Origin of the sequence: Aeromonas sp. sif2433 (assembly GCF_019218705.1) — a bacterium.
GTDB lineage: Bacteria > Pseudomonadota > Gammaproteobacteria > Enterobacterales > Aeromonadaceae > Aeromonas > Aeromonas encheleia.
This window is the reverse complement of record NZ_JAHUXD010000010.1, coordinates 175,034-190,603: the sequence shown is the minus strand read 5'-3', so window position 1 is coordinate 190,603 and position 15,570 is coordinate 175,034. Positions and strand designations below refer to the sequence as shown.

At 62.4% G+C, this 15,570-nt stretch carries 13 protein-coding genes, 1 rRNA gene and 1 riboswitch; of the genes, 6 read left to right on the top strand and 8 right to left on the bottom strand.

The genetic code is table 11. From position 1 onward, the window contains the following. Positions 1-4: 4 nt before the first annotated feature. The 5 genes from rrf (at position 5) to KW825_RS16215 (ending at position 5,501) form a co-directional block, all read left to right on the top strand. Positions 5-119 (top strand): 5S ribosomal RNA (rrf, locus tag KW825_RS16235). 286 nt (positions 120-405) lie between these two features. Further along, a complete protein-coding gene (locus KW825_RS16230; protein ID WP_218329788.1) occupies positions 406-855 on the top strand; it encodes a pullulanase in 450 nt (149 codons plus the stop codon). Between the two features lie 213 nt (positions 856-1,068). Then, positions 1,069-3,216 carry an adenosylcobalamin-dependent ribonucleoside-diphosphate reductase gene (locus tag KW825_RS16225; RefSeq protein ID WP_218329787.1) on the top strand — a complete coding sequence of 716 codons (2,148 nt, stop codon included), beginning with the start codon at positions 1,069-1,071 and terminating at the stop codon, positions 3,214-3,216. Between the two features lie 9 nt (positions 3,217-3,225). Beyond that, positions 3,226-3,909, top strand: a complete 684-nt coding sequence (locus tag KW825_RS16220) for an NrdJb (RefSeq protein ID WP_218329786.1) — start codon at positions 3,226-3,228, stop codon at positions 3,907-3,909. 221 nt (positions 3,910-4,130) lie between these two features. After that, positions 4,131-5,501 (top strand): PhoH family protein, encoded by a 1,371-nt coding sequence (locus KW825_RS16215; RefSeq protein ID WP_033128723.1) that lies wholly within the window; start codon positions 4,131-4,133, stop codon positions 5,499-5,501. An 81-nt stretch (positions 5,502-5,582) separates the two neighbouring features. Here KW825_RS16215 and thiQ read toward each other — a convergent pair whose 3' ends face one another. The 3 genes from thiQ to thiB are packed head-to-tail and all read right to left on the bottom strand — an operon-like array spanning position 5,583 to position 8,843. Then, on the bottom strand, positions 5,583-6,278 hold the full coding sequence (gene thiQ / locus KW825_RS16210; RefSeq protein WP_218329785.1) for a thiamine ABC transporter ATP-binding protein: 696 nt from the start codon (positions 6,276-6,278) through the stop codon (positions 5,583-5,585). After that, complete coding sequence (gene thiP, locus KW825_RS16205) at positions 6,265-7,887, bottom strand: thiamine/thiamine pyrophosphate ABC transporter permease (protein ID WP_371315820.1); 1,623 nt, start codon at positions 7,885-7,887, stop codon at positions 6,265-6,267. The genes thiQ and thiP overlap by 14 nt, the downstream gene beginning before the upstream one ends. Next, on the bottom strand, positions 7,863-8,843 hold the full coding sequence (thiB, locus tag KW825_RS16200; protein ID WP_218329784.1) for a thiamine ABC transporter substrate binding subunit: 981 nt from the start codon (positions 8,841-8,843) through the stop codon (positions 7,863-7,865). The genes thiP and thiB overlap by 25 nt, the downstream gene beginning before the upstream one ends. A gap of 147 nt (positions 8,844-8,990) precedes the next feature. Then, a riboswitch (TPP riboswitch) is annotated at positions 8,991-9,081 on the bottom strand. 88 nt (positions 9,082-9,169) lie between these two features. Between thiB and KW825_RS16195 the strand changes: the two genes are divergently transcribed. After that, positions 9,170-9,460, top strand: coding sequence for a PilZ domain-containing protein (locus KW825_RS16195; RefSeq protein WP_218291708.1), 291 nt, complete (start codon positions 9,170-9,172; stop codon positions 9,458-9,460). Here the strand turns inward: KW825_RS16195 and KW825_RS16190 are convergent. The 5 genes from KW825_RS16190 to leuA form a co-directional block, all read right to left on the bottom strand. After that, on the bottom strand, positions 9,445-10,371 hold the full coding sequence (locus KW825_RS16190; RefSeq protein ID WP_218329783.1) for a transglutaminase domain-containing protein: 927 nt from the start codon (positions 10,369-10,371) through the stop codon (positions 9,445-9,447). The genes KW825_RS16195 and KW825_RS16190 overlap by 16 nt on opposite strands. 110 nt (positions 10,372-10,481) lie before the next feature. Next, complete coding sequence (gene leuD / locus KW825_RS16185; RefSeq protein ID WP_218329782.1) at positions 10,482-11,081, bottom strand: 3-isopropylmalate dehydratase small subunit; 600 nt, start codon at positions 11,079-11,081, stop codon at positions 10,482-10,484. A gap of 13 nt (positions 11,082-11,094) precedes the next feature. Next, a complete protein-coding gene (gene leuC, locus KW825_RS16180) occupies positions 11,095-12,492 on the bottom strand; it encodes a 3-isopropylmalate dehydratase large subunit (RefSeq protein ID WP_042654286.1) in 1,398 nt (465 codons plus the stop codon). Positions 12,493-12,523: 31 nt separating this feature from the next. Next, complete coding sequence (leuB, locus tag KW825_RS16175; protein WP_218329781.1) at positions 12,524-13,609, bottom strand: 3-isopropylmalate dehydrogenase; 1,086 nt, start codon at positions 13,607-13,609, stop codon at positions 12,524-12,526. A 114-nt stretch (positions 13,610-13,723) separates the two neighbouring features. Next, on the bottom strand, positions 13,724-15,286 hold the full coding sequence (gene leuA, locus KW825_RS16170; protein ID WP_042654284.1) for a 2-isopropylmalate synthase: 1,563 nt from the start codon (positions 15,284-15,286) through the stop codon (positions 13,724-13,726). Between the last annotated feature and the right edge of the window lie 284 nt (positions 15,287-15,570).

Here is a 15,570-nt window from a genome sequence, read left to right as displayed (position 1 = left end):
TTTGCCTGGCGGCCATAGCGCCGTGGAACCACCTGATCCCATGCCGAACTCAGAAGTGAAACGCGGTAGCGCCGATGGTAGTGTGGCATTCGCCATGCGAGAGTAGGACACTGCCAGGCACCCAATTGAAGAAGCCCGCTCTCACGAGCGGGCTTTTTTATTGTCTGAAATTCCTGTATTTGATCACCGCTTTATTCCAAGCCTCTCTTTATTGCTCATCTCGACCCGCCTCTTGAGCTCTTATTTCCCCATTCATCGCTCAATATTTCTTCGTTTATTCCGCATGCTGGATATAAAAAGTACAGAATGTGATGCCTCTACCTTTCTTGTCGGGTCCGCTCTGCTTTAATTCGTCTGCCCACGATCGATGGGCCAAGGAATCACAATAATTTGAGGAATGGACACATGTTCAAGAGAACAGTAACGATGATACTGGCGGCGGGAACCCTGGTATTAGGTGGCTGCGCATCCAGTGGTGGTGCGGAGCAAGGGGCGGATAACAGCGACTTCGGTGGCAAGTCCATCTACCTGCGCGGGGAGATGAACGACTGGATGGCGACCGATGAGAGCAAGGTGGTCAAGGTCGCCGACAAGTTGTATATGGCCAAAGGCACACTCAAGAAAGAGTGGGCGCCCTACAAGTTCAAGTTCGCTGACTCGGGCTGGAGCTGTGGCACCAACTTCGGCTACAAGAGCCCGAGTGACGGCGTCGCCGTGCTGGGCGGCGACGCCGTACCGGTCAATCCCTGCTCCAAGTATGAGGACATGAAGTTCTCACCGGAGGCTGATGGAGTCTACGAGTTCTATCTGAATATGGCCGGCGAGACACCGAGCGTTTACGTCAAGAAGCCCTGAGTCTGTTCTGATCGCTAAATCCTTCAGGAAATGAATCGGTTAAACGCCCCGACCCAGAAATCTGCTGGTCGGGGCGTTTTTTTAGGATTAGAATCGGCGCCCATCATTAGATGGGCTCTACTATATATAGTGGCTGTAGGTTGTTTTTAATCTATTGGTTGTGTTTCAAACCCATATCATGACGTCGTTGCATTCACATAAGGTGGCTTGAAAATGGCTAAATCCAACCCCGTGCTAGAGACCGAACTCGGCACCGGCCTCATCCCCATGCAGGAAACCTCCCTCGAGATCTGGGACAGCAAGTATCGTCTCAAGAGCAAGGATGGGGTCCCCATCGATGGCTCCATTGACGAGACCTACCAGCGGGTCGCCCGTGCCCTGGCCGATCAGGAGCGTGAGCCTGATGCCTGGTATGAGCCCTTCCTGTGGGCTCTGCGCAATGGCGCCATCCCGGCGGGCCGGATCACCTCCAACGCGGGGGCCTTCGAGCACAAGCCCGCCACCTCGACCATCAACTGTACCGTCTCCGGCACCATCGAAGATTCGATGGATGACATTCTCGGCAAGGTGCACGAGGCGGGGCTGACCCTGAAGGCGGGTTGTGGCATCGGCTACGACTTCTCGACCCTGCGCCCGCGCGGCGCTTTCGTGTCCGGCGCCGGAGCCTATACTTCTGGCCCGCTCTCCTTCATGGATATCTACGACAAGATGTGTTTCACCGTCTCGTCGGCCGGCGGGCGGCGCGGCGCCCAGATGGGCACCATGGATATCCGTCACCCCGACGTGATCGAATTCATCCAGGCCAAGCGGGAAGATGGTCGCCTGCGCCAGTTCAACCTCTCCCTGCTCATCACCGAAGACTTCGTCAAGGCGGTGAAGGAGGATGCCCCCTGGCAGCTGATCTTCCCCTACACGGCCAAAGAGGTGGAGCAGGACGGCATAGCGCTGGATGATCCCGAAGTGGTGTTCTGGGCCGACTGGCCCAACAAGGAAGGGGTGGTCATCAACGCGCTGGGCCAGGTGGCCTGCAAGGTCTACAAGACCCTGCCGGCGCGCAAGCTGTGGAACGTCATCATGACCTCCACCTACGACTATGCGGAGCCCGGTTTCATCCTGATCGACAAGGTCAATCAGATGAACAACAACTGGTTCTGCGAAGAGATCCGTGCCACCAACCCCTGTGGCGAGCAGCCGTTGCCCCCCTATGGTGCCTGCCTGCTGGGCTCGGTCAACCTGACCAAGTTTGTGCGTCACCCCTTCACCGAGCAGGCGAGCTTCGACTGGCAGGCGTTTCGCAAGGTGGTGGCCATCTTCACCCGCATGCTGGACAACGTGGTGGAGATCAACCAGCTGCCCTTGCCCAAGCAGCGCGAGGAGATCACAGCCAAGCGTCGCCACGGCATGGGCTTCCTCGGCCTCGGCTCGACCCTCACCATGCTGCAGATAAAGTACGGCTCAGCCACCTCCGCCGCCTTCACCGAGCAGGTCTCTCAGGAGCTGGCCATGACCGGCTGGCAGGAGTCCCTGCGTCTGGCGAAAGAGAAGGGTCCGGCGCCCATCATGGAGCAGGAGTTCGAGGTGACCGGCAAGATGCTGCGCCTGCGTCCGGAGATGGCGGCCGATGGTATCAAGGTCGGCGACAGGCTCAAGGGCAAGGTGCTGCACGCGCGCTACAGCCGCTACATGCAGCAGGTGGCCGAGGTGGATCCCGCCCTGGTGGCCGAGCTGGCCGAGGTGGGAGGACGTTTTACCCATCACAGCAGCATAGCGCCGACCGGTACCATCTCCTTGTCGCTGGCCAATAACGCCAGCAACGGCATAGAGCCGAGCTTCGCCCACCACTACAGTCGCAACGTCATCAAGCCGGGCAAGAAGAGCAAGGAGAGTGTGGATGTCTACTCCTTCGAGCTGCTGGCCTATCGCGAGCTGATCAACCGGGCTGCCATGCCCTATGGTGAAGAGGAAGGGACCCGCCTGCCGGATTACTTCATCACCGCCGACGACATCAGTCCGGCCCAGCACGTGGACATTCAGGCGGCGGCCCAGCGCTGGATCGACTCCTCCATCTCCAAGACCGCCAACGTGCCGACCGACTTCCCGTTCGAGCAGTTCAAGGACATCTACATGTATGCCTCGGACTCGGGGTTGAAGGGTTGTACCACCTTCCGCTTCAACCCTGAGGCCTTCCAGGGGGTGCTGGTGAAGGAGAAGGATCTGGAGAACACTCAGTACGAGTTCACCCTGGAGGATGGCTCCGTCATCACGGTCAGGGGCAACGAAGAGATCGAATACGATGGCGAGCTGCACACCGCCGCCAACCTCTATGACGCCTTGAAAGAAGGCTATTACGGTAAATTCTGAGAACAGATTATGGTCAAGAAGATCGACAAGAAAATCGTCGCCTACAAGGTGCGTACCAAGGATGAGCCGCAGGAAGCGCTGGCTCCCCAGGATGACGTGGTGCACATGCATGAGACTGTACTGCGCCCGGAGCGCTTGATGGGCACCACCTACAAGCTGAAGACGCCGGAGCATGTCTCCGAACACTCGCTGTTCATCACCATCAACGACATCATTCTCAACGAGGGCACCGTCCACGAGACGCGCCGCCCGTTCGAGATCTTCATCAACTCCAAGAGCCTGGAACACTACCAGTGGATAGTGGCGCTGACCCGCATCATCTCGGCGGTGTTCCGCAAGGGCGGGGATGTCACCTTCCTGGTGGAGGAGCTGAGATCCGTGTTCGATCCCAAGGGGGGCTACTGGAACAAGGGCAAGTATGTTCCCTCCCTGATCGCCGAAATTGGCAACGTGATCGAGACTCACCTCACCGAGATCGGCATGCTCAAGCCGGTCGGGCTGGATGAACACCAGCAGGCGTTCCTGGCCGAGAAGCAGGCCGAGTTGCAAGCCGAGCAACACAGCCAGGAGCCGCAGGCCGGCAGCGGCTTCCCGGCCAATGCCGCGCTCTGCTACAAGTGCCACAGCAAGGCGCTGGTGCAGAAGGATGGCTGCATGACCTGCCTCAACTGCGGCGATTCGAAGTGTGGCTAACAGGTGTGGTTAGCCGATAAGCAGTGCGAAAAGACCGGCCTATGGGCCGGTCTTTTCTATTGAGTGTTTTCTGTTCAGTCGGTGGCGGGAGCCAAAGGGATTTGTTGCACGCTGGTAAAATCGGGCGTAGCGTGAGGGGTAATAAAACTGTCACGACCGTGTGGTTTCAATGACATCTGAGATTCACACACGTGGCACCTTCAGTGCCAAGGAGGATGCTTATGGACAACACGGACCGAAAGCTGTTTATCCTGGATACCAACGTTCTGCTTCACGAACCCCTCGCCATCTACTCCTTCAAAGAGCACGACGTGCTCATCCCCATGACGGTGCTGGAAGAGCTCGACAACATCAAGGATCGTCAGAAAGACGTCAGCCGTGATGCGCGGGTCGCCATCCGTGCGCTGGAAGACGTGTTCCGTGACGCCAACCCTGAGCAGATAGTGCAAGGGGTGGCGCTGGCGGGTGAGGCGAGCGGTCATATCTCCATCTTCAGTGATCACCATCTGCCCCAGGATGCCGAGGTGTTCACCGACAAGGAGGCCGACAACCGCATCATCAATGCGGCCCTTTATCTGCAAAAGCACGAAATGAAACGCCAGGTGGTACTGGTGACCAAGGACATCAACATGCGCCTCAAGGCCAAGGGGGCCGGTCTGGCGCATGTGGAAGACTATCGCAGCGACCAGCTGATCGATGATATCCGGCTGCTGGCCAAGGGCTTCCAGGTGGTGCCGGGCAGCTTCTGGGAGCGGGTCGGCGAGTGCGACAGCGAGACCCATGGTCGCGACACCGTCCACGTGATCGACTCGAACCTGCTGGAGGGGGTGCACGTCAATCAGTACCTGCTGGACGAGGAGAACTTCTTCGCCGCCAGGGTATTGAGCAACGATGGCCACAAGATCCGCCTCAAGGATCTGGGCCGTGAGCGGTTGATGTCGCGCAAGGCCTGGGGCGTGCATCCCAAGAACATCTATCAGGGCATGGCGCTCGATGCCCTGCTCGATCCGCACATCGATCTGGTGATCCTGACCGGCCCGGCGGGCTGTGGCAAGACCTTGCTGGCCATGGCGGCGGCGCTGGAACTGGTGATCGAGAAGGGGATCTACGAGAAGGTGATAGTCACCCGCAACACCCCTGAGATCGCCGAGAGCATCGGCTTCCTGCCCGGTACCGAGGAGGAGAAGATGATGCCCTGGCTGGCGGCGGTGACCGACACCCTGGAGGTGCTGCACAAGCAGGACGAGAACATGAGCGGCTCCCTCAGCTACATCATGGAGAAGGCCAACATCCAGTTCAAGTCGGTCAACTTCATGCGCGGGCGCAGCATCCAGAACACCTTCGTGCTGCTGGACGAGTGCCAGAACCTGACCGCGTCCCAGATCAAGACCATCATCACCCGCTGTGGCGAGGGCACCAAGATCGTCTGCTCCGGCAACCTGGCCCAGATTGACTCCAACTATCTGAGCCCGGTGACCTCGGGTCTGACCTACATAGTCGAGCGTTTCAAGGATTTCGATGGCAGTGCCAACATCTTCCTGAACGGGGTGGTGCGCAGCAAGCTCGCCTCCTTCGCCGAGGAAAATCTCTGATCCAACCGAAGATCTTCATATAAAAAGGGAGGCCAATCGGCCTCCCTTTTTTGCTCCCGTCGCCGGGTCAGCGCCCCTGAGTCATTGCCCAAGGTAACGCAGCAGTCCCGGGTGATCGCTGTTTTGCAGGATATCCGGGGTGCCCTGCAGGGCGATACGCCCCTCGTCGACGAACAGCACCTGATCGGCGATGAGCTGGGCGTCTTCCGGATTGTGGGAAACCATCAGCACTGTGATGCCCTGCTCGCAGGCGAGCCTGGCCACCTCCGCCAGCATCTCCCGGCGCAGGGCCGGATCCAGGGCCGAGAAGGGTTCATCCAGCAGCAGCAACGGCTTGCCGCGCACCAGGGCGCGAGCCAGCCCCACCCGCTGCTGCTGGCCGCCGGAGAGCTGCTCCGGCAGCCGCGCCAGCATCTCGCCAAGGCCCACCCGCTCTGCGGCCTGTTTCACCTGCTCGCGCTGGGCCTGGCTCAGGCGCAGACCAGGGTGCAGGCCGATGGCGATGTTGTCGAACACCGACAGGTGCAGGAACAGGTTGTGATCCTGAAACAGGGTGGTGACCGGGCGCTCGGCGGGGCCGAGCGGCAGCAGATCGACGCCATCGAAGCTGAGGCGACCGGACTCTACCGGCACGAAACCGGCGATCATGCCGAGCAGGGTGGACTTGCCGGCGCCGCTCGGGCCGATCAGCGCGGTGATCTCCCCCCTGGGCAGGGTGGCGTTGAAGGTCACCCGCCAATCCGGGTAGCTGGTCGCCAGGTCATCAATGTTCAGCATTTTTTCCTCCAAGCCCCCGCTCTACCAGCCAGAACAGGGAGAAACACAGAATGAGCAGCAGCAGGGCGGTGGCCGCCGCGTCGGTCAGCCGGTAGCTGCCGAGCTGTTGATAGAGCAGCCAGGGCAGGGTGGTGAGCGCCTGGCTGCCAAACATGGCGATGGCACCGAGATCTCCCAGGGACAATATCATGGAGAGTGCCATGGCCAGCGCCAGCGGGCGGCGCAGCAAGGGCCACTCCACCAGCCGCAGCCGATGCAGGCCGCGCACCCCCAGGCTGTCGGCCAGCCTGTCGTACTGGCGCACCACCAGCTGCATGGGGGCGCTGAGGGTACGCAGCACATAGGGCAGCGCCATCAGGGCATTGACCAGCACCACCAGCCAGGGGCCGAGGGCAAAGACATCAGTAAAGGGCATGAACATGATGAACAGGCCAGTGGAGAGTACCACCGCCGGGATCATCAGGATCATGGAGCCGCTGGCTTCCCACAGGGCGGCGGCTCGCCGCTTGCGGGCGCGCACCCGCAGGTGACGGCTGGTGAGCAGCAGGGCGGCGCCGAGCAGGGTGGCCAGCAGCCCCGCCGCCAGCGCTATGGCCAGCGACTGGCCGCCCGCCTGCCACAGCTGGGGTGAGCGCAGGGCCGTCAGCAGGCCGGGGTTGAGGCCCGCGATCAGGATGGCCAGCAGCGGCGGCAGGAAGATGGCGAGCCCGAGCAGCAGGGCGGCACCGTCCAGCCAGCGGGTGCCAGGCTGGTGACGGTCCGGTCGCAGGCAGGGACGGCGATTGCTGAGCCGGCTGGAGGGGGTGGTCTGCAACCGGTGTTGCAGCATCAGCAGGGCGGCGGTCAGCAGCAGCTGCACCAGCGCCAAGCCGCCCGCGGTGGCGAGATCGAAGTCAAAGCGCAGCGCCTGATAGACGGCCACCTCCAAGGTGGTGGACTTGGGGCCGCCGCCGAGCGCCAGCACTGTGGTGAAGCTGGTGAAGCAGAGCATGAAGATGAGGCTGGCCAGCCCCGGCAAGATGCCGCGGATGAGCGGCCACTCCAGCAGCCGGAAGATATGGGAGGAACGCATGCCAAGCTGGCTGGCGAGGCGCCAGCTCGATTCGGGGATGCCCTCTATGCTCTGCAGGATGAGGCGCGCCGCCAGCGGCATGTTGAAGAACACGTGGGCCAGCAGGATGCCGAACAGGCCGTACAGGTAGTTGCCGGGATCCAGCCCCAGGCTGCGCAGCCCCTGTGGCAACCAGCCCTGGCCGCCGTGCACCGCGACTATGCCGAAGATGGCGATGATGACCGGCAGCACCAGGGAGAGGCCAAACAGCTTGAGCAGCAGGCGACGGCCGGGGAAACGGCGCCGTGCCAGGGCGCGGGCGACCGGAATGGCCAGCCCCAGGCTCAGCAGGGTGGAGAGCAGCGCCTGCCCCAGGCTGAAGCCCAGCACATGGCGCAGGTAGGGGTCGGCCAGCAAGGTACTGGGGAGAGTCCCCGCCTGCCACAGCAGGGCGGCGAGGGGGCCCAGCGACAGCAGCAGGATGAGGGCGGTGGCTGCGCTGCCCGGCAGCCACCAGAGAGGGCGAGAGGGGCTCACTGGGTGACGGCTTGCAGCCACTCGCGGATCCAGCCCTTGCGGTTGGCGGCCACCTCATCGCTGGCAAAGCTCAGCGGCTTGGCTACCGAGATCATCTGCTCGAAGCCCTTGGGCAGGGGAACTTCCGTCACCGGATACATCCAGTTGCCGGCGGGGATCTCCTGCTGGAAGGCGGGGCTTATCATGAACTGCAGGAAGCGGTCGGCCATCTTGTCTTGCTTGGCGCCTGCCAGCTTGGCGGCCACCTCAACCTGGCGGTAGTGCCCCTCCTCGAAGGCGGCAGCCCGATACCGGGGCTTGCCCTCGGCGATGAGGTGATAGGCGGGGGAGGTGGTGTAGGAGAGCACCATGTCGGCCTCGCCATCGAGGAACATGCCATAGGCCTCGGACCAGCCCTTGGTGACGGTGACCGTCTTCTTGGCGAGCTGGGCCCAGGCGGCGGTAGCCTGGTCACCGTAGACCGACTTCATCCACAGCATCAGCCCCTGACCCGGGGTAGAGGTGCGCGGATCCTGATAGATCACCTTGATGTCCTGGCGCTCGACCAGCTCTTTCAGGCTCTTGGGGGGCTGCTTGAGTTTGTCCTTGTCATAGACGAAGGCGAAGTAGCCGTAGTCATAGGGGACGAAGGTGTCATCCTGCCAGCCACCCGGCACCTTGAGTGCGGCCAGATCCGTGTGATGGGGCGCGAACAGCCCGCTCTGCTTGGCCTCGCTGACCAGTGCATCGTCCAGCCCCAGCACCAGGTCGGCCTTGCTGTGCTTGCCCTCCAGCCGCAGCCGGTTGAGGATGGCGACCCCATCCTCCAGTGCCACCAGATTGAGGGTGCAGTTGCACTCCTGCTCAAAGGCCTGCTTGATCTTGGGACCAGGACCCCATTCGGCGGCGAAGGAGCTGTAGGTGTAGACTGTGAGGGTGTCGGCCGCGAAGGCTTGGGCCGAGAGCAGGCTGGCGGTAACCAGCAGAAGGGGTTTCATCAATGGCACTCCCTGTGAGTGGTGAGGTGCCAGCAACCGGTATTGCATCGGCGGCACTTCCTGTGGGTCCTGAGGTGCCAGCCGCATGAATCTCAGCGCTGGCACTTCTGCTATGGTCAGGTGCCAGCGGATGAGAGCGCAAAAAACGAGCGCCATGCCTCAAATTCCTCCGCCAGCATTATCTGGATCAGGTTCACGGGTATAATCTCAGCGGTAAACCGCACCCCGTTTGAGCAACGAATCGCATTGTATTAACGTTCTCGGGGGGAGGCCAGCACAAACTTGTGCCCCGGGGACCCAAGGGGCCGCGACAGCAGGAGATGCGAGTGATCACCAGCACCAAGGAAAGACGCGCCTTCGCGCGCATGCTCATCAATGCCCCGGTCACCCTCTTCCAGCATCAGCAGGTGCTGGAGGGCATCTGCCGGGATCTCAGTGCCAACGGCATGGGCGTCGAGGTGAATGAACACGGCTTCGATCCGCAGCAACTCATCCGCATCAGTCTGGCGACCAGCAGCAACCTGCTGCCACCGTTCGAGGTCCAGGCCCGCATAGTGCGGGTGCTGGAGGAGGAGAAGGGGCTGCTGCTGGCGCTGGAGTTTCAGTCTCTGACCTGAACCGGCTGCACCTTCCACTGCTTGCTATCGACCAGCATCTTGCTGGTCGATGCTATTTGGCCCATCGGCAGCTGGGCGGGGCCGGTCGGCTCCAGCAACAGATAGGTCTGCCCCTCCCAGGCCAGGGTCGCATCCCCCGGCTTGGCCGGCAGGGCGACCCCCAGCAGGGTATGGCCCGGCACGAACACCATGGCCTGGGGCAGCTCGGGAAAGCGCTGGGCGAGCATGGCCGCCATCAGGGTGACCTTGCTGTCACAATCCCCCTGATTCTGTTCCAGCACCTGACGGGGGCTCAGGAAGCCTTTGCCGGTCCGGCCTGAGGGGCTGTCGAGCAGGCGGTAGGGAATGGCCTGGATGAAGTCGAGCATCTGGGCCACCGTTTGCTGCTGCGCCTCCGTCTCGGTGGCGCCCTCCTGTGTCAGCAGCTCGGTCAGCGGCGCCAGCTCCTGTCGGCTCTCCAGGGCGATGCGCACATGATCCTGCTTGATGGCGGGATGGCCATCGGGCGGGGTAAAGGGCTGGAAGTAGTGCTGCTTGAGCCACTCCGCCTCCAGCTTGCTGCGCTCCGGCCCGACCCAGTCCCGGGCAGCCCTGGCCTGCTCGGCGTTGCGGCTCTTGATGCTCAACAGCAGATCGGGGCGGGAGAGGGAGAACTGCACCTCGGGGAAGTCGAGGACGGCCTGCTGCAGCAGCCGTTGCAACACCTCCTCCTGCATCCGGTCCGGGCGATAGGCGATGAGCGGCGGCAGCGTGCCGGGGGCCAGCTGGTAGCTGACTTGCTGGCTCTTGCCCTCGCTGTCCTGCCAGCCGGTGTCGATCTGGCCGCCACTGTTGTTGAAGTAGCGCTGGCTGGCCCCCGCCGGCAGCGCCAGCAGGGCGCAGAGCAGCGCCAGGCCCCCGTATCTCCCCATCCTTCCCTCGCTCACCCTCTACTCCCGCCGACATGAAAACAGGGAGCCTTGGCTCCCTGCTGATTCTACCCGTTTTCTGGCGGTGCAAGCCCGCATCTGAATGAGCTGGCTCAGATCCAGCTCGGCTGCCTGGCCTCGAAGGCGTCGATGGCGGCCCCGTGTTGCAGGGTCAGCCCGATGGCATCCAGCCCGTTGAGCAGGCAGTAGCGGCGGAACTCGTCGATCTCGAAGCTAAAACACAGCGCGCCGGCGCGCACCTGGTTGGCCTCCAGATCCACCTCGATCTGCAGGCCTGGAGTGGCCGCGACCAGCTGGAACAGCGCCTCCACCTCGTCTTCCTTCAGGCGTACCGGCACCAGACCGTTGTTGATGGCGTTACCGTAGAAGATGTCGGCGAAGCTTGGCGCTATCAGGGTCTTGAAGCCGTAATCCGCCAGCGCCCAGGGGGCGTGCTCGCGGCTCGAGCCGCAGCCGAAGTTCTCCCTGGCCAGCAGTATGCTGGCACCAGCAAAACGCGGCTGGTTCAGCACGAACTCGGGGTTTGCTTGCAAGCCCGCGTCATCCAGGAAGCGCCAGTCGTGGAACAGATGCTTGCCAAAGCCGGTGCGGTTCACCTTCTGCAGAAACTGCTTGGGAATGATGGCGTCGGTGTCGACGTTGGCGCTGTCGAGGGGGACGACGATCCCTTTGTGTTGCTTGAAGCCTGTCATCTTGTTCTCCTCGTTACAGTGCGCGAATGTCGGCGAAACGACCGGTGACGGCGGCGGCGGCGGCCATGGCCGGGCTCACCAGATGGGTGCGGCCGGCACGGCCCTGACGCCCCTCGAAGTTACGGTTGCTGGTGGAGGCGCAGCGCTCCCCCGGTTGCAGCCGGTCGTTGTTCATGGCCAGACACATGGAGCAGCCGGGCAGACGCCACTCGAAGCCCGCCTCGATGAAGATCTTGTCGAGACCCTCGGCCTCGGCCTGGGCCTTGACCTGCTCCGAGCCCGGCACCACCAGCGCCTGCACTCCGGCGGCGACCTTGCGGCCACGGGCGATGGCGGCGGCGGCACGCAGATCCTCGATGCGGCTGTTGGTACAGGATCCGATGAACACCTTGTCGATGGTGACGTCGCTGAGCCTCTGACCCGGCTGCAGATCCATGTAGGCGAGCGCCTTGCGGGCGGACTGCTGCTCCATCAGATCGGCGAAGGAGTCTGGATCCGGAATGGGCTCATTGACGGAGATCACCTGGCCCGGGTTGGTGCCCCAGGTCACCTGGGGCGCGATGGCGGCGGCATCCAGCACCACCTCGGCATCGAATGTGGCATCGGCATCGCTGCCCAGTCCCTGCCAGTAGGCGATGGCCTGCTCCAGCGCCTCACCCTTGGGGGCGAACACCTTGCCGCGGATGTAGTCGATGGTGGTCTGGTCGGGGGCTATCATGCCCGCCTTGGCGCCGAGCTCGATGGCCATGTTGCACACCGTCATGCGCCCTTCCATGGAGAGACCCGCGATGGCGTCCCCCGCGAACTCCACCACGTAACCGGTGCCGCCGGCGTGACCGACCTTGCCTATGATGGCGAGCACCACGTCCTTGGCGCTGATGCCCTCGGCCAGCTTGCCGTTGACGCTGATGCGCATGGTCTTGGCCCGGCCCTGCTTCAGGGTCTGGGTGGCCATCACGTGCTCCACCTCCGAGGTGCCGATACCGAACGCCAGGGAGCCGAAGGCGCCGTGGGTGGCGGTGTGGGAGTCGCCGCAGACTATGGTGGTGCCGGGCAGGGTGATGCCGAGCTCAGGCCCCATCACGTGGACTATGCCCTGATACTGGTGGTTCAGATCGTAGAGCCGGACGCCGAACTCCTTGCAGTTGTCGGCGAGCGTCTCCATCTGGATGCGGGCCATCTCGCCGGAGGCGGCGATGTCCTTGGTGGTGGTGGAGACGTTGTGATCCATGGTGGCCCAGGTGAGATCCGGGCGCCGCAGCGGCCGGTTCATGGCGCGCAGGCCGTCGAACGCCTGCGGGCTGGTCACTTCGTGTACCAGGTGGCGGTCTATGTAGATGAGCGGCGTTTCGCCTGCCACTTCACGCACCACATGGGCGTCGAACACTTTCTGATAGAGGGTCTTGGACATTGCTCTTTCCTTGTTATTCAAACCGTTGCCATCAGATGCGCGCGGCGATCTGGGAGCCCATGTCGGCGGTGCTCTGCACCGGGTGACGGGCCGTTGCCTGGTGCAGATCGGCGGTGAAGTAACCCTCGGCCAGGGCTTGGGCCACGGCCTGCTCGATGGCCTGGGCGGCGGTTTCCTGGCCCAGACTGTAGCGCAGCATCAGGGCGGCGGAGAGGATCTGGGCTATGGGGTTGGCGATGCCTTTGCCGGCGATGTCCGGCGCCGAGCCACCGGCCGGTTCGAACAGGCCGAAGCCTGATTCGTTCAGGCTGGCGGAGGGCAGTAGCCCCATGGAGCCGGTGATCATGGCGCACTCGTCGGAGAGGATGTCACCGAACAGGTTGGAGCAGAGCAGCACGTCGAACTGGGACGGATCCTTGATGAGCTGCATGGTGGCGTTGTCGATATACATGTGGTGCAGCGCCACATCCGGGTAGGACTTGGCAACCTGGGTCACCACCTCGCGCCACAGGATGGAGGAGGCGAGCACGTTGGCCTTGTCGATGGAGGTCACTTTGCTGCGGCGCACCAGGGCAGATTCGAACGCTATCTTGGCGATGCGCTCGATCTCGAAGCGATGGTACACCTCGGTGTCGAACGCCTTCTCGAGGGCACCTTCCCCCTCGCGCCCCTTGGGCTGACCGAAGTAGATGCCGCCGGTCAGCTCGCGCACACAGGCGATGTCAAAGCCGCGATCCGAGATGTCGGCACGCAGCGGCGAGAACTGCTCGAGGCCGGTGTAGATGCGGGCCGGACGCAGGTTGCAGAACAGCTTGAAGTGGGCACGCAGGGGCAGCAGGGCGCCGCGTTCCGGCTGATCGTTGGGGGCCAGATGCTCCCACTTGGGGCCGCCGACCGAGCCGAACAGCACGGCATCGGCCGCCTCGCAGCCGGCGATAGTGCTCGGGGGCAGCGGGGTGCCATGGTTGTCGATGGCGATGCCGCCGACGTCGTGGCGATCATAGTCGAGGGAGAAGCCGAATTTGGTCTGTACCTTGGCCAGCACCTTGATGGCCTCGGCCATCACTTCCGGGCCAATGCCGTCACCCGGCAATACTGCGATCCGATAACTGCTCATACTGTTTCCGTCCTGATGTTGTTATTGAGCGCCATCTGCTCAGCGACCCGATACGGCGATCCAATCACTGTTAAGGCGGTCTCCGTCCTGATGTCGTTATTGAGCTCCATCCGCTCAGACTGTTTCCGATTTGATACTGTTATTGCGTTCCATCTGTTCGGCGACCTGATCGGCGCGCCAGATGCTGTTGATGACATGGACCAGGGCCTGGGCCGAGGACTCGATGATGTCGGTGGCCAGCCCCATGCCATGGAATTTGCGGCCCTTGTATTCGGCGACTATGTCGACCTGGCCGAGGGCGTTCTTGCCTTCCCCCTTGCCCTTGAGCTCGTACTTGTCGATGCGGATCTCGTAGCCGGTGATGCGATTGATGCACTGGTAGACCGCATCCACAGGACCGTTGCCGGTGGCCGCTTCGCAGATCAGATCCTGACCCACCTTCAGCTTGACCGAGGCGGTGGCGAGCACCGAGCTGCCGCTCTGCACGCCGAGGTATTCCAGCTTGAAGTGCTCGGGCTCCTCGTGGATCTGGCTGAAGAAGGCGAGCGCCTCGAGATCGTAATCGAACACCTGCCCCTTCTTGTCGGCCAGGGTCAGGAACTTGCCGTAGAGGTCGTCGAGGTCGTAGCTGCTCTCGAGGTAGCCCATGCTCTCCATGCGGTGCTTGATCACGTGACGGCCGGAGCGGGAAGTCATGTTGAGGCTGTTCTGGGTCAGGCCGATGCTCTCGGGGGTGATGATCTCGTAGGTGTTCTTGGCCTTGAGCACACCGTCCTGATGGATGCCTGAGCTGTGGGAGAAGGCATTGGCGCCGACGATGGCCTTGTTCGGCTGCACCGGCATGTTGCACAGCTGACTGACCAGGGTGCTGGTACGGTGGATCTCGCTGTGGCGGATGTTGGTGTGAACCCCGAGCAGGTCGGCGCGGGTTTTGAGGATCATCGCCACCTCCTCCAGGGAGCAGTTGCCCGCTCGCTCGCCGATGCCGTTGATGGTGCACTCGATCTGGCGGGCCCCCATCTGTACGGCGCCGATGGAGTTCGCCACCGACAGGCCGAGATCGTCGTGGCAGTGCACCGAGATGATGGCCTGATCGATGTTAGGCACCCGGTTGAACAGGGTCTGGATGATGCCGGAGAACTCGGTCGGCACCGTGTAGCCGACGGTATCCGGGATGTTGATGGTGCGGGCGCCGGCCTTGATGGCGGCCTCGACCATGCGGCACAGGTTATCGATGGGGGTGCGGCCCGCATCCTCGCAGGAGAACTCCACGTCGTCGGTGTAGCGGCGGGCATGCTTGACCGCGCTGATGCCCATCTCCAGCACATCCTCGAAGCTCTTCTTCAGCTTGCTCTCCACGTGGATGGAGGAGGTGGAGATAAAGGTGTGGATACGGAAGGCCTCCGCGACCTTCAAGGCCTCGCCGGCGGCGTCTATGTCCTTGGGCAGGGCACGGGCCAGGGCGCAGACCCGGCTGTTCTTGATGTGGCGGGCTATGGTCTGCACCGAGAGAAAATCACCGGGGGAAGAGACCGGGAAGCCCACCTCCATGACGTCGACCCCGAGCCGCTCGAGGGCCTGGGCGATCTGCAGCTTCTCCTTGACCGTCAAGCTGGCCGACAGGGCCTGCTCACCATCACGCAAGGTGGTATCGAAAATGATGACCCGATCTGACATGTGACTTCCCTCTTCCTAAGTTCGGTACCGGCACCCTGCATGGCATAAAAAAACCCGTGCGGGGTGCACGGGTTTTTGTAAATTCCGGCTATGCCATAGCCCGGCTACAAAGATCCCGCGCGACGAGTCGCGATTAGGGAAAGCAGTAGTAGCGGGGCGGCAATAGGCATGATGACTCAATCCTTCCAGTCGATAACGCTTCTACCAATATCGAGATTTTTATGCTGTGTCAACACGAACCGACAGGTTCAATCCGCTATGTTATTTAATCGGATTGTAAAGGA

Coding starts and splice junctions, on each gene's coding strand:
- KW825_RS16230 (WP_218329788.1), top strand. CDS start 406: ATGTTCAAGAGAACAGTAACGATGATACTGGCGGCGGGAACCCTGGTA.
- thiQ (WP_218329785.1), bottom strand. CDS start 6,278: ATGCTGAACATTGATGACCTGGCGACCAGCTACCCGGATTGGCGGGTG.
- KW825_RS16215 (WP_033128723.1), top strand. CDS start 4,131: ATGGACAACACGGACCGAAAGCTGTTTATCCTGGATACCAACGTTCTG.
- leuA (WP_042654284.1), bottom strand. CDS start 15,286: ATGTCAGATCGGGTCATCATTTTCGATACCACCTTGCGTGATGGTGAG.
- leuC (WP_042654286.1), bottom strand. CDS start 12,492: ATGTCCAAGACCCTCTATCAGAAAGTGTTCGACGCCCATGTGGTGCGT.
- KW825_RS16190 (WP_218329783.1), bottom strand. CDS start 10,371: ATGGGGAGATACGGGGGCCTGGCGCTGCTCTGCGCCCTGCTGGCGCTG.
- KW825_RS16220 (WP_218329786.1), top strand. CDS start 3,226: ATGGTCAAGAAGATCGACAAGAAAATCGTCGCCTACAAGGTGCGTACC.
- thiB (WP_218329784.1), bottom strand. CDS start 8,843: ATGAAACCCCTTCTGCTGGTTACCGCCAGCCTGCTCTCGGCCCAAGCC.
- leuD (WP_218329782.1), bottom strand. CDS start 11,081: ATGACAGGCTTCAAGCAACACAAAGGGATCGTCGTCCCCCTCGACAGC.
- leuB (WP_218329781.1), bottom strand. CDS start 13,609: ATGAGCAGTTATCGGATCGCAGTATTGCCGGGTGACGGCATTGGCCCG.
- KW825_RS16225 (WP_218329787.1), top strand. CDS start 1,069: ATGGCTAAATCCAACCCCGTGCTAGAGACCGAACTCGGCACCGGCCTC.